This is a genomic window from Pseudomonas sp. NFX183 (assembly GCF_047943075.1).
Classification (GTDB): domain Bacteria; phylum Pseudomonadota; class Gammaproteobacteria; order Pseudomonadales; family Pseudomonadaceae; genus Aquipseudomonas.
Genome location: NZ_CP181333.1, coordinates 4,777,924 through 4,799,719, shown reverse-complemented (window position 1 = coordinate 4,799,719; position 21,796 = coordinate 4,777,924). Strand labels below are relative to the sequence as shown.

Sequence of the window (21,796 nt, the reverse complement as noted above, 5' to 3'; positions counted from 1 at the left end):
GCTAACGCGCCAGCAGACGCAAATGCACACGCAGGCCTTGCCCGGTATTTTCCGCCCACAAACGCCCGCCCTGACGCTGCACGGCATTGCGGGCGATGCTTAGGCCCAGGCCGAAACCGCCATCACCGGGCCGTGACCCTTCCAAGCGTGTGAACGGCGCAAAAATACGCTCCAAGTCACGTTCATCAATGCCGGCGCCCTGATCCTGGAGCCAGATATGCCAGTAATCAGCGTCTCGACAGCCATCAAGCTGCACCCGCCCATGCGGGGGAGAATGCCGAATGGCGTTACGCAGGATGTTTTCCAAGGCCTGAGCCAGCGCGTTCAGGTTGCCCTGTACCCAGCAGTCCGCGGGCAACCGGCAGGGTAAACGCGACGCCGGCCAATCACTTTCAAAGCAGGCGTTTTCCCTCAGCATGTCCCACAGGGCCGGAAGTTGAATATCTTCATTGGGCAACGGCGTGCGTTCGCTGTCCAACCAGGCCAGCTGCAGGCTGTCCTCCACCAGGCGCTGCATGGCATCGATTTCCCGGCCCAGGCGCTCACGCAACTGCGTCAAATCCTGTTCACTGTCGCAGGCCACGCGCAAACGGCTCAACGGAGTGCGCAGCTCGTGGGACATGTCCCGCAACAGTTGTTGCTGCAACACCACCGTGCCCTGCAAGCGCTCAGACATATGGTCAAAGGCCCGGCCCAGTTCGCCCAGCTCGTCCTGACGACTGGTAGCTTCGCGCGACATGCGCGTATTCAATTGATCGGCGCGCCAGGCATTGGCCTGCTCACGCAATTGATTGAGGGGCATGATCAAAAGCCGATAAAGCCCAATACACAGCAACAGCGTAAACAGGCCGGGGATCACGCCATTGGTCACCACGCGCCAAAACAGCTGGTAGCGCCCCGGCATGAAACGTTGGGGCAGCTCAATCACCAGCGAACCCGCGCCTGGGTCGACCGGAAACGGGATTTTCATCCACGGCAGGCCTTTGACATGCCGGCTGACCGGCCACTCCAACCCGCGCAGAAAGGTCAGGCGCTGACTTTCCTTGTCGCTCAGTGGCGTACTGCTCAGAGACTGCAAGTCGTTGCCGATCACACCGATCCACGTGGCCTCACGCCTGGCCATAAGCGCTAACCAGGCATCCACGCCTGCCCTGCCCTGGGTACTCCAGGCCAGTTCGGCGCCTGCGGCATAACCCCGCAGAATCTCGCGCGACTCCTCGGCCACGTAGGCATTCTGCTCTTCCATGTAGCGGCCCCAGGACCAACTGAGCCAAACCATCAGCAAACAGAACGCGATCAGCAGGCAGGCCAGTTTCCAGAATAACGAATGCTTGCCCGGCAACCGCTCAACGCCCTTCATCATGGCCGCTCAGTACGTAACCCTTGCCCCACACCGTGCGCACTTCACACTCGCCGTAGCCGATGGTCTTGAGCTTGCGGCGAATCTGGCTGACATGCATGTCCAGACTGCGGTCGTGGGGCGCATAACCGCGCTGCAACACATGCTGATAGAGGAAGGCCTTGCTGAGCACTTCGTCAGCATTGCGGTGCAGGGTTTCCAGCAGACGGTATTCGCTGCGGGTCAGCCCGGCACAGTGCGCCTGATAGAAGACGTCGCACAGCTCATCGTCAAAGCGCAACATGCGACTGTCCTCGCGCACCGCCAGAGGCGTGGGCAGCGGGCGCCGGTCCAGGGCCACGCGGCGCAAGATGGCTTCAATGCGCACCCGCAGCTCGATCATACTGAATGGCTTGGGCAGGTAGTCGTCCGCACCGAGGCGAAAGCCACTGATACGGTCGGCTTCTGCGCCCAGCGCCGACATCAGGATCACCGGGATCGCGTGGCTCTGGCGCAGGTGGGTGAGGATCGACAACCCGTCCATCTCGGGCAGCAGGATATCCATCAACACCACGTCGAACGCCTGGTCGCGGGCCATTTGCAGACCTTGCTGGCCATTCTGGCACCAGGTCACCTGGAAGCCACAGCGGCCCAGATGCTCATGCACATAAGCACCCAGCACAGGGTCGTCTTCGATTGTCAGGATACTGGGTGAGCCAGCTGCGGGAGTCATTAGCGTCTGCAAGTCATTCTCAATCGCTGATTATTCAAGATTAAACTGCCCCAGGCAATCGCCGCCCGGCTCTCAATGGCCCGAAGATTGCGGTATGTCATTAATTTGCGAGATTCCAGGCCGCGCAAATGGCTACACTGCGCAAGTGGCGTGGGCCGGATGCCCGCGCAGATAATCGAAAACAATGTGGTAGCAGGAGAGTGGCGTGCTTAGAAGAATGGGGATAAAAGGCCGCGTACTGTTGCTGACCTTATTACCGACCAGCCTGATGGCCCTGTTGTTGGGGGGGTATTTCACCTGGATGCAGCTCTCGGAGTTGCAAACCCAATTGCTGCAACGTGGCGAAATGATTGCCGAGCAATTGGCGCCGCTGGTAGCCCCGGCCCTGAGTAGCAAGAACACCGACCTGCTGGAACGCATCGCCACCCAGTCGCTGGAACAACCGGACGTGCGCGCCGTGTCGTTTCTGGCGCCAGACCGCTCGCCCCTGGCGCACGCCGGCCCGACCATGCTCAACCAGCCGCCCGTCGGTAACAGTTCCCACCTGCTGCAGCGCACCGGCAATGACGCCACGCGCTACCTGCTGCCGGTATTTGGCCGCCACCGCAACCTCGCCGGCGAGCTGATCCCCGATGAAGCCGACCGTTTACTGGGTTGGGTCGAGGTAGAGCTGTCGCACAATGGCATGCTGCTGCGCGGCTACCGCAGCCTGTTCGCCAGCTTGCTGTTGATTGCCATCGGCCTGATCTGCACCGCCGCGCTCGCGCTGCGGATCAGCCGCACGATCAACTCACCGATTGGCCAGATCAAGCTGGCCGTGGCCCAACTCAAGGACGGCAACCTGGAAACCCGCTTGCCACCCTTGGGCAGCCAGGAGCTGGACCAGCTGGCCTCGGGCATCAATCGCATGGCCGAAACCCTGCAAAATGCCCAGGAAGAGTTGCAGCACAGCATCGATCAGGCCACCGAAGACGTGCGCCAAAACCTGGAAACCATTGAAATCCAGAACATCGAGCTGGACCTGGCGCGCAAAGAGGCCCTGGAGGCCAGCCGTATCAAGTCGGAGTTCCTGGCCAATATGAGCCACGAGATCCGCACCCCGCTCAATGGCATTCTCGGTTTTACCCACCTGTTACAAAAAAGCGAACTGTCGCCGCGCCAACTGGACTACCTGGGCACCATCGAAAAGTCCGCCGACAACCTGCTGGGCATCATCAACGAAATTCTCGACTTCTCGAAAATCGAGGCCGGCAAGCTGGTGCTCGACAGCGTGCCGTTCAACCTGCGCGACTTGCTGCAAGACACCCTGACCATCCTCGCGCCCGCCGCCCATGCCAAGCAGCTGGAACTGGTCAGCCTGGTGTACCGCGACACCCCGTTGGCGCTGGTCGGCGACCCATTGCGGCTCAAGCAGATCCTCACCAACCTGATCAGCAATGCGATCAAGTTCACCCGCGAAGGCACTATCGTTGCCCGCGCGATGGTCGAGAACGAACAGGAGGACAGCGTGCAACTGCGCATCAGCGTGCAAGACACCGGCATCGGCCTGTCCAACCAGGACGTGCGCGCACTGTTCCAGGCGTTCAGCCAGGCCGACAACTCCCTGTCGCGGCAACCGGGCGGTACCGGCTTGGGCCTGGTGATCTCGAAACGACTGATCGAGCAGATGGGCGGTGAGATCGGTGTCGACAGCACGCCGGGCGAAGGCTCTGAATTCTGGATCAGCCTCAACCTGCCGAAAACCCGCGATGACGTCGACGATCTGCCCAGCGCGCCACTGCTGGGGCGTCGCGTGGCGGTGCTGGAAAACCACGAGCTGGCGCGCCAGGCCCTGCAACACCAACTGGAAGATTGCGGCCTGGAAGTGACACCGTTCAACACCCTGGAAAGCCTGACCAACGGCATCACCAGCGCGCATCAGACCGAGCAGGCCATCGACCTTGCCGTGCTCGGCGTCACGGCCAATGATATTCCGCCCGAACGCCTCAACCAGCATTTGTGGGACCTGGAACACCTGGGCTGTAAAGTGCTGGTGCTGTGCCCAACCACCGAACAGATGCTGTTCAATCAATCGGTGCCCAACCCCAACAGCCAGTTGCAGGCCAAACCGGCCTGCACGCGCAAATTGCGCCGCGCACTGGCCGACCTGATCAGCCCGCGCCCCTTGCGCAGCGAACCCGGCGAGCCGCTGTCCAGCCGCGCGCCGCGCGTGCTCTGCGTGGATGACAACCCGGCAAACCTGCTGCTGGTCCAAACCCTGCTCGAAGACATGGGCGCCAAGGTGCAGGCGGTAGAAAGCGGCTATGCCGCCATTGACGCGGTGAAACAGGAAACGTTCGACCTGGTGCTGATGGACGTACAAATGCCCGGCATGGACGGCCGCCAAAGCACCGAGGCTATCCGCCAATGGGAAAGCGAGCGCCACGGCACGCCGTTGCCGGTGGTCGCCCTCACCGCCCACGCCATGGCCAACGAAAAACGCGCGTTGCTGCAAAGCGGCATGGACGACTACCTGACCAAACCCATCAGCGAACGCCAACTGGCCCAAGTGGTGCTGAAGTGGACCGGCCTGGCCCTGCGCAACCAAGGCCCGGAACGCACCAGCGACAGTTCGGGCACAGGCGTGAAACTTTTGGTACTGGACCATGAGGAAGGCCTGCGTCTGGCGGCCAACAAGGCCGATCTGGCCGCCGACATGCTCGCCATGCTGCTGGCCTCTCTGGAAGCCGACCGCCTGGCGATCACCGTCGCCCGCGAAGCCAAAGACAACAATGCCCTGATCGAGCGCGTCCACCGGCTGCACGGCGCCACCCGCTACTGCGGCGTGCCGCAATTGCGCGCCGCCTGCCAACGCGCGGAGACCTTGCTCAAGCAGGATGACGCCAAGGCCATGGCGGCCCTGGATGAACTGGACATGGCGATTGCCCGCCTGGCCAGTGAGGCGCGCGTCAGCGCCTGAGTTTATTTTATAAGCGCGGGCGCTTGCGGCACGGGTTTGCTCCTGTCTTCAAGGGTCTGCGTTTGCAACTCGCAACTTGCAGGGAGCTTTTTAATGCGCGTCATTCTTTTCAGCAGCCAGACCTACGACCGCGACAGCTTTCTTGGCGAGCCACTGCCGGCCGGCCTTGAGCTGCAATTTCAGCCTGCGCGACTCAACCTCGACACCGTGGCCCTGGCCGAACACCACGAAGTGGTTTGCGCGTTTATCAATGACGACCTCAGCGCCCCGGTGCTGGAGCAGTTGGCCGCAGGCGGCACGCGCCTGATTGCCCTGCGCTCGGCCGGTTACAACCATGTCGACCTGCCCGCCGCCCAGCGCCTGGGCCTGACCATCGTGCGGGTCCCGGCCTACTCGCCCCACGCGGTGGCCGAGCATGCCGTGGCGCTGATTCTCGCCCTTAACCGCCGCCTGCATCGCGCCTACAACCGCACCCGCGATGGCGATTTCAGCTTGCACGGGCTGACCGGTTTCGACCTGGTGGGCAAGACCGTCGGCGTGGTCGGCACCGGGCAGATCGGCGCCACGTTCGCCAAGATAATGGCCGGCTTCGGCTGCCAATTGCTGGCCTACGACCCTTTCCCCAACCCGCAAGTGCAGGCCCTTGGCGCACGTTATGTGAGCCTGCCCGAGCTGCTGGCGCACGCGCAGATCATCAGCCTGCACTGCCCGCTGACCGCCGACAGCAAACACCTGATCAACGCCCGCTCCCTGGCGCAGATGCAGCGCGGCGCAATGCTGATCAACACCGGCCGTGGCGGGCTGGTGGACACGCCGGCGCTGATCGAAGCCCTCAAGGACGGCCAACTCGGCTACCTGGGGCTGGATGTGTATGAAGAAGAGGCCCAGCTGTTTTTCGAAGACCGCTCCGACCTGCCGCTGCAAGACGACGTGCTCGCACGCCTGCTGACGTTCCCCACCGTGATCATCACCGCGCACCAGGCATTTCTCACCCGCGAGGCCCTGGCGGCCATCGCCAGCACCACATTGGGCAATATTGCCGCGTGGGCCAAAGGCCAGCCGCAGAACCTGGTCGAAGGATGATCGGCGGTCACATACCAGGCTCATGATAGGCCGGCACCCATGGTAGGATGCCGCGCCTATTTGGAGGATCCATGGCCGAACACGATTTCCGCTTCAGCTTGCTGAGCCCGCAACACACCCTGATCGAATGCCGCGCCCTGGTGCCGGGCCGTTATCAAGTCACCGGCAACGGTGGTTCGATCAAACACGGCGACGTACTGATCGTCACCCTGCGTGGCAGTAAAACCCTGTCGATGCGCCTGACCGTCGAAGGTGATGCGCGCTACTCCATCCGCCCGGCAGGCCAATGGGTCGCCATGGCCCAGGGGCCGAAATTCGGCGAGCTGGAGATTCATACCTGGAAGGTCAACTGCGACAGCTGCGACACCGTGCTGGAATTTGAATTCGCGGTAGAAACCAAGCTGACCAAAGAGCCGCTGCAACCTGCCGCCAACGCGCGCATCAAGGCATTGGGCTGGGCCAGCGAAGGCGACAAGCACCGCTGCCCTAAATGCCAGCAGGCCGCGCAATGAAAGGCCTGCTGCTGCTCGCGGCCGTCGGCATTGGCCTGACCGGCTGCGCCGGCGATGCGGTGAAGCTCAAGCAGGATCACAGCTACGTGGTGGAATGGATTGGTGAACGGCCGCTGATGGATTACGCGCACCTGACCGTCACCCTTGGCGCCGATGGTCGCGCCTACGGCAATGGCGGTTGCAACCACTGGTTTGCGCCGTACACCGTAGAGGGTGACAAGCTGAACTTCGGCAAGATCGGCAGCACTCGCAAACTCTGCGCCGAGGCCTTGATGGAGCAGGAGCACCGCTTCTTCCAGGCCCTGCAAGGCGTCGAGCGTTGGGACATCTCGCCGATCGAGCAGACGCGTTTCTGGCCGGCTGAAGGCAAGCCTATTCGGCTGTGGCTTGAAGAAGGCTGATCGACTTCATTGCACACCGGTTTTGCTGTGGGAGCTGGCTTGCCTGAGACAGCATCGACTCGGTATCACAGGCATACCGGGTCGCCCGCATCGCAGGCAAGCCCGCTCCCACACAGTTAACCGCGTAGGGCTTTGAGCTTGGCGAGCACGCCTTGCGCCGTCTGCTCACCCATCAACTGCTCGCGCACCTTGCCCTTGTCATCAATGATGTAGGTCACCGGCAACGCCTCGCTGCGCGGGATATCGAAAATCTCTTCCGGGTTCTGCGCCAGTACGGTGAACTCGATCCCCAGCTTCTCGCTGGCGGCCTTGAGTTCTTCACCCTGCACATTGTCAAAGTTGACCCCGAAAACCCCAACGTTCTGCCCTTTGAGCTGCTCGGCCAAGGCATTGAGTTCCGGGATCTCCGTGCGGCACGGGCCACACCATTCCGCCCAGTAATTGAGCACCACCCACTGTTTGTCCAAGCGTTCTGACGCGACCTTCTTACCGTATTGGTCAACGCCGTAGTCGTTACCGCAGCCGCTGAGCAGCAGGGTTGTGATGATCGCCAATGCACCGATCAGTCGCCTTGTCATGGGGTAATCCTTCGCAAAAAAATGAACGTTGGCTGCGACCTATCGCCTCTTACGGTTTAAGGACAGGACGCTGCGCAGGTAGAATACTCGCCACCTTACGCAAGATGCGACCCGCACATGACCGATCTGACGCTTTATCACAACCCGCGCTGCTCGAAATCCCGCGGTGCGCTCGAACTGCTGGAAGCCCGCGGCCTCACACCCACCGTCGTGCGCTACCTCGAAACCCCGCTGAACGCCGCGCAATTGAAGACCCTGCTGGGCAAGCTGGGCATCAGCGCACGCCAATTGCTGCGCACCGGCGAAGACGAATACAAAGCTCTCAACCTGGCCGACGCCAGCCTCAGCGAGGCGCAACTGATCGCCGCGATTGCCGAACACCCGAAGCTGATGGAACGCCCGATCCTGGAAACCGCCGATAAAGCCGTCATTGGCCGCCCGCCGGAAAACCTGCTGGAGCTGCTGCCGTGACCGCGCCGTATGTGCTGGTGTTGTATTACAGCCGCAATGGCTCGGTGAGCGAAATGGCCCGCCAGATTGCTCGCGGTATCGAGCAGGGCGGGATGGAAGCCAGATTGCGCACCGTGCCGGCGATTTCCACCGAGTGTGAAGCGGTGGCACCGAGCATTCCCGACGAAGGCGCGCTGTATGCCAGCCTCGATGACCTGAAAAACTGCTCGGGCCTGGCCCTCGGCAGCCCGACCCGCTTTGGCAACATGGCCGCGCCGCTCAAGTATTTCCTCGACGGCACCAGCAACCTGTGGCTGACCGGCGCCCTCGTCGGCAAGCCAGCCGGCGTGTTCACTTCCACGGCCAGCCTGCACGGCGGCCAGGAAACCACGCTGATGTCGATGCTGCTGCCATTGCTGCACCATGGCATGTTGATCACCGGCCTGCCCTACAGCGAACAAGCACTGCTCGACACCCAGGGCGGCGGCACGCCGTACGGTGCCAGCCATCACTCGGGGCCCGACGGCAAGCGCATGCTCGACCAACACGAAATCACCCTGTGCCGCGCCCTCGGCCTGCGCCTGGCCACCACCGCCATGTTGCTGGAGAACGGCCGTGGCCAGAAAGCCTAAGGCCCTGCCGCCCCAGGCGTGGCTGGAACCACGGGTCAACGTCGCACGCGTGCTCAGCCTGCTGGCGTTTCTTGGGCTGGTGGGGTTGCTGTGCGGGTATTACCTGTTCGTCGCCGACCTGCACGGCGCGCGCCCGTGGGTGATTCTGCTGATCGAACTGGTGCCGCTGCTGGTGCTGGCGCCGGGCATGCTGCTCGGCAGCGCACGCGGGCATTCGTGGATGTGCTTTGTGGTGAACTTGTATTTCATCAAGGGCGCGCTGGCGGCCTATGACCCAAACCGGCAGTGGTTCGGGGTGCTGGAAATGCTCGCGAGCCTGGCGGTGTTTTGTACCGCACTGTTATATGTGCGCTGGCGGCATCAGTTGAATCGGCGGCTGGCGGCAGATTTGCAGCCGGCCTGAAGACCGCTATCGCAGGCAAGCCAGCGCCCACATTTTGAACGCGCCGCCGATCAAATGTGGGCGCTGGCTTGCCTGCGATAGGATCAACTCGGCCTCAATGATTCACTGTGTAAGCCAACATCATCGACAACTGACACATCGGCCGCCCACTCTCGGCGTGCCATTGGTTGAACGCGCCCTGCACCGTCGCCAAATCCCGCAGGCTGGTCGGCACTTTGTCGACGATCTTCTGCGCATTCAACGCCGCCACCACGTCATAGCTCGGTACAAACGTGTCCTTGCCCACCATGCGCAAAAAACGCGGCGCCGACAGCCCGCCCAACTGGTGGCCGTGCTTGCTCAGGTACTTCCACAGACCGACGATATCGGTCACCGGCCAGTCGGCAACAAACGCGCCGAAGCTGCCCTTTTCCTGCTCAATGTCCAGAATCATCTGCGCATTGCGCGGCACGCTTTTGAGCTTGCCCAGGTGACGAATGATGCGCGTGTCCTGCATCAGGCGCTCCAGGTGTTCGGCGCCCATCAGCACGACCTTTTCCGGGTCAAAACCGAAAAACACCTGCTCGAACGCGGGCCACTTGCCATCCACCACACTGTGCTTGAGCCCGGCACGAAATACGCGCAGCGCCAGGGTCGACAGGTAGCGATCGTCACTGATTTTGCGCAACTGTGCCGGGGTCTTGGGCACAGGCAGGTGGGCTTCCAACTCGGCCGCTGAACCAAAACGGTTCAGACAATATTCGTGCAGCCACTTGTAATCGCGCATGCCCTCTCCTGGCAATTGAATTGAAGACGGCGCCCGTAAGCGCCGTCTTTCAGAGCGTTGAAACGTGTTAGAGGTTCACAACATTGACGAAGCGCGACGCGGCGCTCTCATCGATTTTCAGGCTGGTGAAGTCGAACAGGTTGCGGTCGGCCAGCTGCGAGGGGATCACATTCTGCAGGCTGCGGAAGATGCTTTCAGTGCGCCCCGGGGTCTTGCGCTCCCAGTCCAAGAGCATTTCCTTGACCACCTGGCGCTGCAGGTTTTCCTGGGAGCCGCACAGGTTGCACGCTATGATCGGGAATTGCTTGAAGTCGGAGTAGGCCTGGATGTCTTTCTCGTTGCAATACGCGAGCGGCCGGATCACCACGTTGCGGCCGTCATCGGCGCGCAGCTTGGGCGGCATGGCCTTGAGGGAGCCGTTGAAGAACATATTGAGGAAAAACGTCTCGACGATGTCATCACGGTGATGACCGAGGGCCATCTTGGTCGCGCCGATCTCATCGGCAAAGGTGTAGAGCGTGCCACGGCGCAGACGCGAGCACAGCGAGCAGGTGGTCTTGCCTTCCGGGATCAAATCCTTGACCACCGAATAGGTGTCTTTTTCGACGATGTGGTACTCGATGCCCAGCGCTTTCAGGTAGGCAGGCAATACGTGCTCGGGGAAGCCCGGCTGTTTCTGGTCCATGTTGACAGCGACGATCTCGAACTTGATCGGCGCGACCTTTTGCAGGTGCAGCAGCACGTCGAGCATGGTGTAACTGTCTTTGCCGCCGGAGAGGCAGACCATGACCTTGTCGCCGTCCTCGATCATGTTGAAATCGGCGACCGCTTCACCGGCCAGGCGACGCAGGCGTTTTTGCAGTTTGTTCTGGTTGACCGTAAGAGTGCCCATGGCGCTTGGATCCGCTAGAGGTGTGTGACGAAAAGCCGGGTATTTTACCTTCATGACCGACCGAGTTCCATTGTGGGAGCTGGCTTGCCTGCGATAGCGGTGTCACACAACCATTAAAATTCGCTGGCCCACCGCTATTGCAGGCAAGCCGACCTTCACAGTGGACCGAGTCATTACTGACAGACCTCACCGCGATTAGCGCCACTCTTTACAGCGCAATTTGCTCTAAAGCCCTACAGTTTTTCCGGTCATCACTTCCTATACTGCGACGTAAGGTCGCACAACTATCCGGGACCTTTGAGGCCTTTGGCCCGTGGGCGCTCCGATGGGGGGCGATGGTAATAACGACAGGAGTGACTGGCATGATCCATCACGTCGTGGGGCTGTTTACCCATCCCGACCAGGAATGGCGGGAAATTCGTGGCGATAAGGAAGAAAGTATCGGCCACATGTACCTGACTCACACCCTGATTCTCGCGGCGATCCCCGCCGTTTCGGCGTTTATCGGCACTACCCGGGTGGGCTGGGTCATCGGCAGCCGGGCGGCGGTGATGCTGACCCAGGAAAGCGCTCTATGGATGACCCTGATGTCGTACGCGGCCATGCTCGGCGGCGTGGCGGTAATGGGCGCGTTCATTCATTGGATGGCCCGTACCTACGACGCCAGCCCCAGCATGGCGCGGTGCGTGGCATTTGCCACCTACACAGCGACCCCGCTGTTTATCGGTGGGCTGGCGGCGTTGTATCCGCATATGTGGCTGGGCATGGTCGTCGGCACGGCCGCCATCTGTTACACGGTGTACCTGCTGTATGTGGGGCTGCCCACGTTCATGAGCATCGACCCGGACGAGGGGTTCCTGTTTTCCAGCTCGGTGCTGGCGGTGGGCCTGGTGGTACTGGTGGCGATCATGGCGTTCACCGTGATCGTCTGGGGCTTGGGCGTAGGCCCGATCTACACCAACTGAGCGGCTGACCCCGCAGGCAAAGCCACCGCAAGGTGGCTTTGTGCGTCATGCATGACCATTCGGCGCCTGACAGATTCGGAAACACCTGCTTTTGCGGCATACTGGGCGCCTCTGGAGAGATGGTCAGCATGCCCGAGCAGCTCAATACCCGCGTCGAAGATTGTTTCCTGCAAGCCGAATCCTTTTTTAAACGAAGCTTTAAACGCCCCCAGGTCAGCCTCAAGCTGCGGGGCCAGAAGGCCGGTGTCGCGCATTTGCACGAGAACCTGCTGCGCTTCAACCCACAGCTGTACCGTGAAAACAGCCAACATTTCCTCAAGCAGACCGTGGCCCATGAGGTTGCGCACCTGATCGCCCATCAATTGTTTGGCGAACGCATCCAGCCCCATGGCGAGGAATGGCAATTGATCATGCGCGGGGTATACGAACTGCCGCCGGATCGCTGCCACACCTATGCAATCAAGCGTCGGCAAGTCACGCGTTACATCTATCGCTGCCCGTGTGCCGACAGTGATTTCCCGTTTTCAGCCCAGCGCCATGGGTTGGTGAACCAGGGGCGACGGTATTTGTGCAGGCGGTGCCGGCATACCTTGGTGTACACCGGGGAAACCCGGGTGGAGTGAGGGCCCCATCGCAGGCAAGCCAGCTTTCACATTTTGAGCGTGCCGCCGATCAAATGTGGGAGCTGGCTTGCCTGCGATAGCGGCCGAACAGTTAACCAATCACCTTGGCCAGCCGCAATTCTGCAATTCGTTGCGCACTGAGCCCAAGCTCTTCCAACACTTCATCCGTATGCGCCCCCACCGCCGCCCCAATATGCCGAGGCTCTGGCAACCCCTCTGAAAATTTCAACGGGCATGCGATTTGCGCCTGCGTCGAACCATCGCCGCGTGGCACCTGGCTGATCAGCTTCCGCGCCTTCAACTGCGGGTGCTCCACCGCTTCACTCAGGCTCAAGACCGGCTCAACACACGCATCCACCCCGGCAAACAGCTCACACAACTCAGCAAAACTACGCGTCTCGAACTCAACCTGCAGCGCCAGCTTCAGGGCTTTTTGCTGTTCCGGCCTGGGCGAGAACCCCTGCGCCGCCAACTCCGGCCGCCCCAGCGCCGCGCACAGCTGCTGCATAAACGCAGGCTCCAGGCTGCCGACGGACATCCAGCGCCCGTCGCGCGTGCGGTAGTAATCATAAAAACTGCCGCCGTTGAGTACCTGAGTCTCCCACTCCGGCTCGACCCCACAGGCCAGGTAACCCGCGCCGGCCATGGCGTTCAGGCTGAACGAACAGTCCGTCATGCTCACATCCAGGTGCTGGCCAGCGCCGCTGTGCTGACGCGCTATCACCGCCGCCAGCAACCCGACCACCGCGTGCAGCGAACCACCGGCCACATCCGCCAATTGCACGCCCAGCGGCAGTGGCCCGCTGTCCTGGCGCCCGGTGTGGCTGGCAATGCCGGCCAGCGCCAGGTAATTGATATCGTGCCCGGCGCGGTCCTTATAGGGGCCAGTCTGGCCGTAGCCGGTGATCGATACGTAGATCAGCCTGGGGTTGATCGCCTTGAGCGCCGCATAACCCAGTCCCAAACGCTCCATTACGCCGGGGCGAAACTGCTCAAGGACGATGTCGTAGTCCTTGACCAGCTCACGCACGATCTCCAGCGCCTCGGCCTGCTTGAGGTCCAGCGCCAGGCTGCGCTTATTGCGATTGAGGTAGGCGTGGCTGGCCGATGTGCCGTGATCATGCGGTGGCAGAACGCGCAACAGATCCACGCGCGTAGGCGATTCGATCCGCAGCACCTCGGCGCCCATGTCCGCGAGCATCAAGGACGCGAACGGGCCAGGTAGCAAGGTGGAAAAATCCAGCACTTTGAGGGACGCCAAGGGACCTGACATGGAGACTCCATTTCGGTTTCGAATGCCCACAGCGTAGGCAGGCTTGATCCTACCGGCAATCGTCAGAACGATCAGCAAGGGTGACCGTTTTGATCACGGCGGGCTTTTTCGACGCGGCGGCTTTATCATTGGCCCACGTTTGCTTGCAGAGTGTTCCATGAAGTTCGCAATTGCGCTGTTTTCCGCCGCCCACGCGCCCTCCTCGCGCCGCGCCTTGCTGTTTGCCCAAGCGGCGATTGCCGGTGGGCATGAAATAGTGCGGCTGTTTTTTTATCAGGACGGCGTGTACAGCGCCTCCAGCAACATCGTCGCGCCCCAGGATGAGCAAGATATTGCCCGGCAATGGCGCGAATTTGTCAGCGCGCACCAGCTGGACGGCGTGGTGTGCATTGCCGCCGCCTTGCGCCGTGGCGTGCTCAATAGCGAAGAAGCCACGCGCTATCAACGCAGCGCGGTGAACCTGGATGCGCCGTGGGCCTTGTCGGGCCTTGGGCAATTGCACGATGCCGCCCAGGCCGCCGACCGCCTGATCTGTTTTGGAGGGCCGTGACATGTCCAGATCCTTATTGGTAATCAGCCGCCAGGCGCCATGGTCCGGGCCAAGCGCGCGCGAAGCCCTGGATATTGTGCTGGCCGGCGGGGCGTTCGACTTGCCGATCGGCCTGCTGTTTATGGACGACGGCGTGTTTCAACTGGCGCCGCAGCAAAACGCCAACGCCGTGCAGCAAAAGGATTTGAGTGCCAACCTGCAGGCGTTGGGCCTGTTTGGCATTGATGACGTGTTCGCCTGCGGCCACAGCCTGGCCGAACGCGGGCTCACAGCCCCTGCCAGCGCCCAGGCACTGAGCAACGACGCTATTTGCAAATTGATTGACCGTTACGACCAGGTGATTACCCTCTGATGTCGACTTTACATGTGGTGTCTCATTCACCGTTTACCGATAGCCGCCTCGCCAGTTGCCTGCGCGTGTGCGGCAGTGCGGACGCGATTATGCTGTGCGGCGACGGCGCCTACGGCCTGCACAACGCGGCGCTGCAAACCAGAGGCGTGAAGGTTTTTGTACTGGCCGAAGACATGCAGGCGCGCAACCTGCCGCTACCGGACTGGGCCGACAGCGTGGACTACCCGGGTTTTGTGCAGCTGTCCATCGACTACGACAAGGTCAACAGCTGGCTATGAACACCCTGACCGTAGGCGAACGCACCCTCGAATTGGACAAGGACGGCTACCTCGTCGACCTCAATGACTGGTCTGCAGAGGTCGCCAACGCGCTGGCCGCCGCCGAGCCCCTGGAATTGACCGCCGCCCATTGGGAAATCCTCGAACTGCTGCGCGGGTTCTATGAAGAGTTCCAGCTGTCCCCGGCCACGCGCCCACTGATCAAGTACACCGCCTTGAAGCTGGGACCGGAAAAGGGCAACAGCCTGCACCTCAACACACTGTTCAACGGCACTCCCGCCAAACTCGCCGCCAAGTTGGCGGGCCTGCCCAGGCCGACGAATTGCTTATGACCGACTTTGCCCCGCTGACCTTTGAAACCCCTGCCGAACACCCGTTTGCGCAGTTCGTGCGCATCCTGGGCAAAGGCAAGCGCGGCGCGCGCAACCTCACCCGTGAGGAAGCCCGCGAAGCCATGGGCATGCTGCTCGACGAGAAGGTCGAGGACACCCAGCTCGGCGCCTTCCTGATGTTGCTGCGCCACAAGGAAGAAAGCCCGGAAGAGCTCGCAGGTTTCACCCAAGCCGTGCGCGAACGCCTGAACGCGCCGGCGCTGAAGGTGGATGTCGACTGGCCAACCTACGCCGGTAAAAAACGTCATCTGCCGTGGTATTTGCTGGCAGCCAAGTGCCTGGCGCAAAACGGGGTGCGCATACTCATGCACGGCGGCGGTGCGCACACCGCTGGCCGGTTGTACACCGAGCAATTGCTGGAAGGTTTACAGATCCCGTTGTGCCGTAACTGGCAGCAGGTCGAAACGGCGCTCGAACACGGCAACCTCGCGTTTATCCCCCTGGGCGACTGGGCACCACAACTGCAACGCATGATCGACCTGCGCAACACCTTGGGCCTGCGCTCGCCGATCCACTCGCTGGCGCGCCTGCTCAACCCGCTGAATGCGCGCTGCGGCCTGCAAAGCATTTTCCACCCCGGTTACCAGGGCGTACATCGCGATGCCAGCGGCCTGCTTGGCGACAATGTGATCGTGGTCAAGGGCGATGGCGGCGAAGTCGAGATCAACCCGGACACCATCAGTCACCTGTATGGCACCACTGGCGGCCAAAGCTGGGATGAAGAATGGCCCGCCCTCTCCGCCCAACGCCACGTCAAACCTGCCAGTCTGGAACCCGAACACCTGAAAGCCGTGTGGCGGGGTGACGCTGAAGACAGTTACCCGCAACTGGCGCTGATCGCGACCATGGCCCTGGCATTACGCGGTATCGGCCATCCGCGAGAGCAGGCGTTCGCATTGGCCCAGCAATACTGGGATGCGCGGGACAAATCGATTTAATCGATCATTCCCCCGCAGTCTTTGCGCTTTTAGTTCGAACTCATCCCTTTACACTGGCCTCCAACGCTTATTAGCCAAGGAGCCAGTCATGGGTTTGCTGATCGAAGGACACTGGAAAGACCAGTGGTACGAAAGTAGCGCAGACGGCGCTTTCCAACGCGAGCAGGCACAGCGCCGCAATTGGGTGACCGCCGACGGTGAGCCCGGCCCGAGTGGCGAAGGTGGCTTCAAGGCCGAAGCCGGTCGCTACCACCTGTATGTTTCCCTCGCCTGCCCCTGGGCGCATCGCACCCTGATCCTGCGCAAGCTCAAGGGCCTGGAAAGCCTGATCGAGGTGTCCGTGGTCAGTTGGTTGATGCTGGAAAACGGCTGGACCTTCGACAAGGCCCACGGCTCTACCGGCGACAAGTTCGACGATTTTGCCTACATGCATCAGCGCTACACCGCCGACACCGCCGACTACACTGGCCGCGTGACCGTGCCGGTGCTGTGGGACAAGAAGCTCAAGCGCATCGTCAGTAATGAGTCGGCGGAGATCATCCGCATGTTCAACAGCGCGTTCAACCACCTGACCGGCAACACGCTGGACTTCTATCCCGAGGGGCTTCGCCAGGCGATTGACGCACTGAATGAGCGCATCTACCCCGCCGTGAACAACGGCGTGTACCGCGCAGGCTTCGCCACCTCGCAAAAGGCTTATGAAAGCGCGTTTGACGATGTGTTTGCCGAACTGGACCACCTGGAGCAGCACTTGGGTAAGCACCGCTATTTGGCCGGCGAATACCTGACCGAAGCCGATGTGCGGCTGTTCACCACGCTGATTCGCTTTGATGCGGTGTATTACAGCCACTTCAAATGCAACCTGCGGCGGATTGCCGATTACCCGAGTTTGTCGAACTGGCTGAGGGAGATGTATCAGTGGCCAGGCGTGGCCGAGACGGTGGATTTTGCGCATATCAAGGGGCATTACTACGCGAGCCATCGCACCATTAATCCGACGGGGATTGTGCCGAAAGGGCCGTTGCAGCATTTTGATGCCGGGCATGATCGCGAGCGGCTGAGCGGTAAAGCCGTCTGGAACTGACCCTCCTCTTCCGGTAGCGATTGGGCTTTCGTGGCGAGCGGGCTTGCCCCGCGTTGGGCTGCGCCGCAGCCCCCGTAAAAACACCGCGTTCTGCCAAGCAAACCGCGGTGTCTGGTTTTAGGGCCGCTGCGCAGCCCAACGCGGGGCAAGCCCGCTCGCCACATTCAAACCACGCACTCCAAGAGCCGTGTCAGACCTGGGACTGTGCGCCTTCGAACCACTTCAGCTTTTCGCGCAACACCACCACTTCACCGACGATCACCAGTGTTGGCGCATGCACTTCATGCTCCGCCACCATGCGCGGCAAATCCGCCAGGGTGCCGGTGAAGACACGCTGATTGGAGGTGGTGCCCTGCTGGATCAATGCCGCCGGCGTATCCGCCGAGCGACCATGCTTGATCAGTTGTTCGCAGATGATCGGCAAGCCGATCAAGCCCATGTAAAACACCAAGGTTTGCGAGGGGCCAACGAGGTCATGCCAAGGCAGGTCCGAGGTACCGTTTTTCAAATGCCCGGTGATAAACCGCACCGACTGCGCATAGTCGCGATGGGTCAGCGGAATCCCGGCATACGCCGCGCAACCACTGGCTGCCGTGATACCCGGCACCACCTGAAACGGAATGCCGTGGGCCGCCAACTCCTCGATCTCTTCGCCACCACGGCCAAAGATGAACGGGTCGCCACCCTTGAGACGCAGCACACGCTTGCCTTGCTTGGCCAAGTCCACCAATTGCTGGTTGATCTGGTCCTGCGGCACGGCGTGGTCGGCGCGACGCTTGCCGACGTAAACCCGTTCGGCATCGCGACGGCACAGCTCGAGAATGGCCGGCGCCACCAAGCGGTCGTACAGCACCACGTCGGCTTGCTGCATCAGGCGCAAGGCGCGGAAGGTCAGCAGGTCCGGATCACCCGGGCCTGCGCCCACCAGGTAAACTTCGCCCGGCGCATGCGGCGGTTTCCCGTTGACCTTTTCGATCAGCAGGCGCTCGGCTTCATCGCCCTGCCCGGCCAACTGGCGGTCGGCAATCGGGCCCTGGAAAACTTCTTCCCAGAACGCGCGACGCTGCTGCACATCCGGATACAAACCTTTGACCTGGGCACGAAAACGCGCCGCCAACCCGGCCAATTGGCCATAGGTGGACGGAATCCAGGTTTCCAGCTTGGCGCGGATCAGGCGTGCCAGCACCGGCGCATCGCCGCCACTGGACACTGCAATCACCAAGGGCGAACGGTCGACAATCGCCGGGAAGATCACGCTGCACAAGGCTGGCGCGTCCACCACGTTGACCGGCACGCAGCGACGCTTGGCATCACTGGACACTTGCGCGTTCAGCGGCTCGTCGTCGGTCGCGGCGATGATCAGGGTGCAACCGTCGAGGTCGGGCTCCTGATAACCGCGCAAAATCAGTTCCCCGCCACTGCCCAGCACCAGTTCACGCAACTGGTCTTCGATCTGGGGAGCAACCACCCGCAACAACGCACCGGCGTCGGCCAGCAGCCGGGATTTGCGCAAGGCAATCTCCCCGCCACCGACGACCAACACACGACTGCCGCGCAGGTTATGAAACAGCGGCAGAAATTCCATTTAGCCGATGACCTCAACGCCCGCCATGTAAGGCTTGAGCACTTCAGGTACACGAATCGAACCGTCAGCCTGCTGGTAGTTTTCCAACACGGCTACGAGCGTACGGCCGACGGCCAGACCCGAACCGTTGAGGGTGTGCACCAGCTCCGGCTTGCCGGTTTCCGGGTTGCGGAAACGCGCCTGCATGCGACGGGCCTGGAAATCACCGCAGTTGGAGCACGACGAAATCTCGCGGTATTTGTCCTGGCTCGGCACCCACACTTCGAGGTCGTAGGTCTTCACGGCACTGAACCCCATGTCGCCGGTGCACAGCGCCAGGACGCGATACGGCAGCTCCAGCAGTTGCAGCACGCGCTCGGCGTTGGCGGTCAGGCCTTCCAGGGCTTCCATCGAGGTCGACGGCTCGACCACTTGCACCATCTCGACTTTGTCGAACTGGTGCTGGCGGATCATGCCGCGGGTATCGCGCCCCGAAGCACCGGCTTCACTGCGAAAGCACGGGCTGTGGGCTACGAACTTGATCGGCAGCTGCTTGGCGTCGAGGATCTCGCCGGCGACGATGTTGGTCAGCGACACTTCGGCCGTCGGGATCAGGTACAGGTCGGCTTCGCCGTCGCGGCTGATCTTGAACAGGTCTTCTTCGAATTTCGGCAGCTGGCTGGTGCCCATCAGCGCCGGCGCCTGCACCAGGTACGGGGTGTAGGCCTCTTCGTAGCCGTGCTCGGCGGTGTGCAGGTTGATCATGAACTGCGCCAGGGCGCGGTGCATGCGCGCGATCGGGCCGCGCAGCAAGGCAAAGCGTGCGCCGGACATTTTGGCGGCGGTTTCAAAATCCAGACCACCGGTCAGCTCGCCGAGCGCAACGTGGTCCTTGATCTCGAAATCAAAGGCCTTGGGCGTGCCCCAGCGGCGCACCTCGACGTTGCCGTCTTCGTCTTCGCCAATCGGCACCGATTCGTGCGGCAGGTTGGGGATGCCCAGCAGGATCGAGTCCAGCTCGCTCTGAATGCCTTCCAGCTCGACTTTGCCGTCGGACAGCTCAGTGCCCATACGCTCGACGTCGGCCATCAGCGGCGCAATGTCTTCACCGCGCTGCTTGGCCTGACCGATGGATTTGGAACGTGCATTGCGCTCAGCCTGCAGTGCTTCGGTGCGGGTCTGGACGGTCTTGCGCTGTTCTTCCAGCGCTTCGATGCGCGCAACATCCAAGGCAAAGCCACGGGATGCCAGGCGGTCCGCTACGTCCTGAAGGTTGCTACGTAACAGTTTGGAATCGAGCATGTCGGTCTCTCGTTATCAAAGTTTGGTCAAGGACAGGCCAGCCCAGGTGGCGAGCAGCCCGCCGAACACGCTGATGCCCAAGTAGCCGAAGGCGACCAGGGCTTGCCCGCTTTCCAGCAGGCGCAGCGTATCCAGTGAAAAGGATGAAAAGGTCGTCAGACCGCCTACAAAGCCGACAATCAAGCCGGCGCGAATCTCAATCGGCACTTCCGGGCGCAACAGGAACCAGCCGTACAACAGCCCGATGATCAAGCAACCCACCAGGTTGACCGCCAGGGTCGCCGCATAAAAATGCTTGGGCCAATTGGCGCTCACCCAGGTACCGGTGGCGAAACGCAATAATGTACCAGCGATGCCGGCTACGGACACGGCAAGAATGGTCTTGAGCACTACTTTCTCCGCTGTTTGGGGCTGAGGCGATCGAGTTGGGCGAGGTGATTGAGCTTTTCACCAATCTTCAGCTCCAGCCCACGGGGCACCGGCTGGTAGAACGGCTGCGGCTCAAGCTCATCGGGAAAATAATCTTCACCGGCGGCATAGGCGTCCGGCTCGTCATGGGCATAGCGGTATTCGTCGCCGTAGCCCAATTGTTTCATCAGCTTGGTCGGGGCGTTGCGCAGGTGCAACGGCACTTCCAGCGAGCCGTGTTCGGCCGCGGCGCGCAGGGCCGACTTGAAGCCCATGTACACGGCGTTGCTTTTGGGTGCGCACGCCAAGTAAGTGATGGCCTGCGCGACCGCCAACTCGCCTTCCGGGCTGCCGAGGCGTTCCTGCACTTCCCAGGCGGCGAGGCACAGGCTCAGCGCGCGCGGGTCGGCATTGCCGATGTCTTCGCTGGCCATGCGCACCACACGGCGCGCCAGGTACAACGGGTCGCAGCCGCCGTCGATCATCCGCGCAAACCAGTACAGCGCGCCGTCAGGGTTGGAGCCGCGTACGGATTTGTGCAGCGCCGATATCTGGTCGTAGAAGGCTTCGCCGCCCTTGTCGAAGCGCCGGCGGGTGTCGCCCAGCAGGCTTTGCAGGAGGTCGACGCCGATCTCGCTGTGGTCTTCAGCCAGATCCGACGCGTTTTCCAGCAGGTTGAGAAAGCGACGACCGTCGCCATCGGCGGCGCTCATCAAAATCTTGAAGCCTTCGTCGCTGAGGCTGAGCTGGCGCTTGCCCAGGCCCTTGTCTTCGCTCAATGCACGCTGCAACAGCTTGCGCATCGCCGCTTCGTCCAGGCTCTTGAGCACATAGACCCGCGCCCGCGACAGCAGCGCGTTGTTGAGTTCAAACGACGGGTTTTCGGTGGTGGCGCCGATAAAAATCAGCGTGCCGTCCTCCACATACGGCAAAAACGCATCCTGCTGCGACTTGTTGAAGCGATGCACCTCATCAACGAACAGGATGGTGCGCTTGCCATACTGCCCGGCCTGCTGCTTGGCCACCTCAACCGCCTGGCGGATCTCCTTGACCCCCGCCAACACCGCCGAAACCGTTTCGAAGTGCGCATCCGAGACCTTCGCCAGCAAGCGCGCCAGGGTGGTCTTACCCACGCCTGGCGGCCCCCAGAAAATCATCGAGTGCAGCGCACCCTGCTCCAGGGCTTCGCGCAATGGCTTGCCGCGAGCGAGCAGGTGTTCTTGCCCGACGTACTCGTCCAGGTTGGTCGAACGCAAACGCGCGGCCAAGGGTTGAGCAATCGGGTCACTTCGAAACAAATCCATGGGCAGCGCTTGAAA

Annotated in this window: 25 protein-coding genes; 15 read left to right on the top strand and 10 right to left on the bottom strand. The window is 61.6% G+C overall.

The annotated features are described in order from the left end of the window. Position 1: 1 nt before the first annotated feature. Together ACM530_RS22435 and ACM530_RS22430 are read right to left on the bottom strand one after the other, a co-directional pair. The gene (locus ACM530_RS22435) at positions 2–1,360 is read right to left on the bottom strand and encodes a histidine kinase sensor domain-containing protein (RefSeq protein WP_369303059.1); all 1,359 of its coding nucleotides are present in this window, start codon (positions 1,358–1,360) and stop codon (positions 2–4) included. Continuing rightward, complete coding sequence (locus tag ACM530_RS22430; protein WP_416363185.1) at positions 1,347–2,072, bottom strand: response regulator transcription factor; 726 nt, start codon at positions 2,070–2,072, stop codon at positions 1,347–1,349. Before ACM530_RS22430 ends, ACM530_RS22435 begins: the two co-directional genes overlap by 14 nt. Before the next feature lie 205 nt (positions 2,073–2,277). On the opposite strand from ACM530_RS22430, the gene ACM530_RS22425 reads away from it, so the two are divergent. The 4 genes from ACM530_RS22425 to ACM530_RS22410 all read left to right on the top strand — a co-directional run bounded on the left by ACM530_RS22425 (position 2,278) and on the right by ACM530_RS22410 (position 7,027). Next, positions 2,278–5,031, top strand: a complete 2,754-nt coding sequence (locus ACM530_RS22425; protein WP_416363184.1) for a response regulator — start codon at positions 2,278–2,280, stop codon at positions 5,029–5,031. A 93-nt stretch (positions 5,032–5,124) separates the two neighbouring features. After that, the gene (locus ACM530_RS22420) at positions 5,125–6,114 is read left to right on the top strand and encodes a 2-hydroxyacid dehydrogenase (protein ID WP_416363183.1); all 990 of its coding nucleotides are present in this window, start codon (positions 5,125–5,127) and stop codon (positions 6,112–6,114) included. Positions 6,115–6,185: 71 nt separating this feature from the next. Continuing rightward, a complete protein-coding gene (locus tag ACM530_RS22415; protein WP_106579838.1) occupies positions 6,186–6,626 on the top strand; it encodes a hypothetical protein in 441 nt (146 codons plus the stop codon). Continuing rightward, positions 6,623–7,027: an META domain-containing protein gene (locus tag ACM530_RS22410; protein ID WP_416363182.1), complete on the top strand. Its 405-nt coding sequence runs from the start codon at positions 6,623–6,625 to the stop codon at positions 7,025–7,027. The genes ACM530_RS22415 and ACM530_RS22410 overlap by 4 nt, the downstream gene beginning before the upstream one ends. 116 nt (positions 7,028–7,143) lie before the next feature. Here the strand turns inward: ACM530_RS22410 and ACM530_RS22405 are convergent, their stop codons facing one another. Next, entirely contained in the window at positions 7,144–7,605 is a 462-nt protein-coding gene (locus ACM530_RS22405; RefSeq protein WP_416363181.1) for a redoxin domain-containing protein, read from the bottom strand. A gap of 117 nt (positions 7,606–7,722) precedes the next feature. Here ACM530_RS22405 and arsC point away from each other — a divergent pair, with 117 nt between their 5' ends. From arsC to ACM530_RS22390, 3 genes are read left to right on the top strand one after another with little or no spacing between them, the layout of a single operon-like run. Further along, positions 7,723–8,076 carry an arsenate reductase (glutaredoxin) gene (arsC, locus tag ACM530_RS22400; RefSeq protein WP_145164734.1) on the top strand — a complete coding sequence of 118 codons (354 nt, stop codon included), beginning with the start codon at positions 7,723–7,725 and terminating at the stop codon, positions 8,074–8,076. Further along, positions 8,073–8,687: an NAD(P)H:quinone oxidoreductase gene (wrbA, locus tag ACM530_RS22395; protein ID WP_106579842.1), complete on the top strand. Its 615-nt coding sequence runs from the start codon at positions 8,073–8,075 to the stop codon at positions 8,685–8,687. The genes arsC and wrbA overlap by 4 nt, the downstream gene beginning before the upstream one ends. Then, positions 8,671–9,090, top strand: coding sequence for a DUF2069 domain-containing protein (locus tag ACM530_RS22390; protein ID WP_262207340.1), 420 nt, complete (start codon positions 8,671–8,673; stop codon positions 9,088–9,090). Before wrbA ends, ACM530_RS22390 begins: the two co-directional genes overlap by 17 nt. Before the next feature lie 94 nt (positions 9,091–9,184). On the opposite strand, the gene ACM530_RS22385 is transcribed toward ACM530_RS22390, so the two are convergent. Together ACM530_RS22385 and ttcA are read right to left on the bottom strand one after the other, a co-directional pair. Continuing rightward, positions 9,185–9,856, bottom strand: a complete 672-nt coding sequence (locus ACM530_RS22385; RefSeq protein ID WP_119736245.1) for a DNA-3-methyladenine glycosylase I — start codon at positions 9,854–9,856, stop codon at positions 9,185–9,187. A gap of 67 nt (positions 9,857–9,923) precedes the next feature. Then, on the bottom strand, positions 9,924–10,748 hold the full coding sequence (ttcA, locus tag ACM530_RS22380; protein ID WP_416363180.1) for a tRNA 2-thiocytidine(32) synthetase TtcA: 825 nt from the start codon (positions 10,746–10,748) through the stop codon (positions 9,924–9,926). A gap of 362 nt (positions 10,749–11,110) precedes the next feature. On the opposite strand from ttcA, the gene ACM530_RS22375 reads away from it, so the two are divergent. Further along, entirely contained in the window at positions 11,111–11,713 is a 603-nt protein-coding gene (locus tag ACM530_RS22375; protein WP_416363179.1) for a Yip1 family protein, read from the top strand. Between the two features lie 128 nt (positions 11,714–11,841). Beyond that, positions 11,842–12,336 carry a SprT family zinc-dependent metalloprotease gene (locus ACM530_RS22370; RefSeq protein WP_064454959.1) on the top strand — a complete coding sequence of 165 codons (495 nt, stop codon included), beginning with the start codon at positions 11,842–11,844 and terminating at the stop codon, positions 12,334–12,336. Positions 12,337–12,427: 91 nt separating this feature from the next. Here ACM530_RS22370 and ACM530_RS22365 read toward each other — a convergent pair whose 3' ends face one another. Beyond that, on the bottom strand, positions 12,428–13,609 hold the full coding sequence (locus tag ACM530_RS22365; protein ID WP_416363178.1) for a CaiB/BaiF CoA transferase family protein: 1,182 nt from the start codon (positions 13,607–13,609) through the stop codon (positions 12,428–12,430). A 157-nt stretch (positions 13,610–13,766) separates the two neighbouring features. Between ACM530_RS22365 and tusD the strand changes: the two genes are divergently transcribed. From tusD to ACM530_RS22335, 6 genes are all read left to right on the top strand, one after another. Then, entirely contained in the window at positions 13,767–14,159 is a 393-nt protein-coding gene (gene tusD / locus ACM530_RS22360) for a sulfurtransferase complex subunit TusD (RefSeq protein WP_145164727.1), read from the top strand. 1 nt (position 14,160) lies between these two features. Continuing rightward, the gene (gene tusC, locus ACM530_RS22355; protein WP_145164725.1) at positions 14,161–14,511 is read left to right on the top strand and encodes a sulfurtransferase complex subunit TusC; all 351 of its coding nucleotides are present in this window, start codon (positions 14,161–14,163) and stop codon (positions 14,509–14,511) included. After that, positions 14,511–14,789 (top strand): sulfurtransferase complex subunit TusB, encoded by a 279-nt coding sequence (gene tusB, locus ACM530_RS22350; protein WP_416363177.1) that lies wholly within the window; start codon positions 14,511–14,513, stop codon positions 14,787–14,789. The genes tusC and tusB overlap by 1 nt, the downstream gene beginning before the upstream one ends. Then, complete coding sequence (locus ACM530_RS22345; RefSeq protein ID WP_145164721.1) at positions 14,786–15,121, top strand: TusE/DsrC/DsvC family sulfur relay protein; 336 nt, start codon at positions 14,786–14,788, stop codon at positions 15,119–15,121. The genes tusB and ACM530_RS22345 overlap by 4 nt, the downstream gene beginning before the upstream one ends. Continuing rightward, positions 15,118–16,119, top strand: coding sequence for a glycosyl transferase family protein (locus tag ACM530_RS22340; RefSeq protein WP_242199477.1), 1,002 nt, complete (start codon positions 15,118–15,120; stop codon positions 16,117–16,119). The genes ACM530_RS22345 and ACM530_RS22340 overlap by 4 nt, the downstream gene beginning before the upstream one ends. Positions 16,120–16,207: 88 nt before the next feature. Continuing rightward, positions 16,208–17,203: a glutathione S-transferase family protein gene (locus ACM530_RS22335; protein ID WP_416363176.1), complete on the top strand. Its 996-nt coding sequence runs from the start codon at positions 16,208–16,210 to the stop codon at positions 17,201–17,203. A 190-nt stretch (positions 17,204–17,393) separates the two neighbouring features. Here the strand turns inward: ACM530_RS22335 and cysG are convergent, their stop codons facing one another. From cysG to ACM530_RS22315, 4 genes are read right to left on the bottom strand one after another with little or no spacing between them, the layout of a single operon-like run. Further along, positions 17,394–18,788 (bottom strand): siroheme synthase CysG, encoded by a 1,395-nt coding sequence (gene cysG / locus ACM530_RS22330; RefSeq protein WP_119736257.1) that lies wholly within the window; start codon positions 18,786–18,788, stop codon positions 17,394–17,396. After that, positions 18,789–20,069 carry a serine--tRNA ligase gene (serS, locus tag ACM530_RS22325; RefSeq protein WP_145164715.1) on the bottom strand — a complete coding sequence of 427 codons (1,281 nt, stop codon included), beginning with the start codon at positions 20,067–20,069 and terminating at the stop codon, positions 18,789–18,791. It abuts the gene before it with no gap. A 15-nt stretch (positions 20,070–20,084) separates the two neighbouring features. Further along, entirely contained in the window at positions 20,085–20,459 is a 375-nt protein-coding gene (gene crcB / locus ACM530_RS22320; RefSeq protein ID WP_034098661.1) for a fluoride efflux transporter CrcB, read from the bottom strand. Next, on the bottom strand, positions 20,459–21,781 hold the full coding sequence (locus tag ACM530_RS22315; protein WP_106579856.1) for a replication-associated recombination protein A: 1,323 nt from the start codon (positions 21,779–21,781) through the stop codon (positions 20,459–20,461). The genes crcB and ACM530_RS22315 overlap by 1 nt, the downstream gene beginning before the upstream one ends. Positions 21,782–21,796 lie beyond the last annotated feature (15 nt).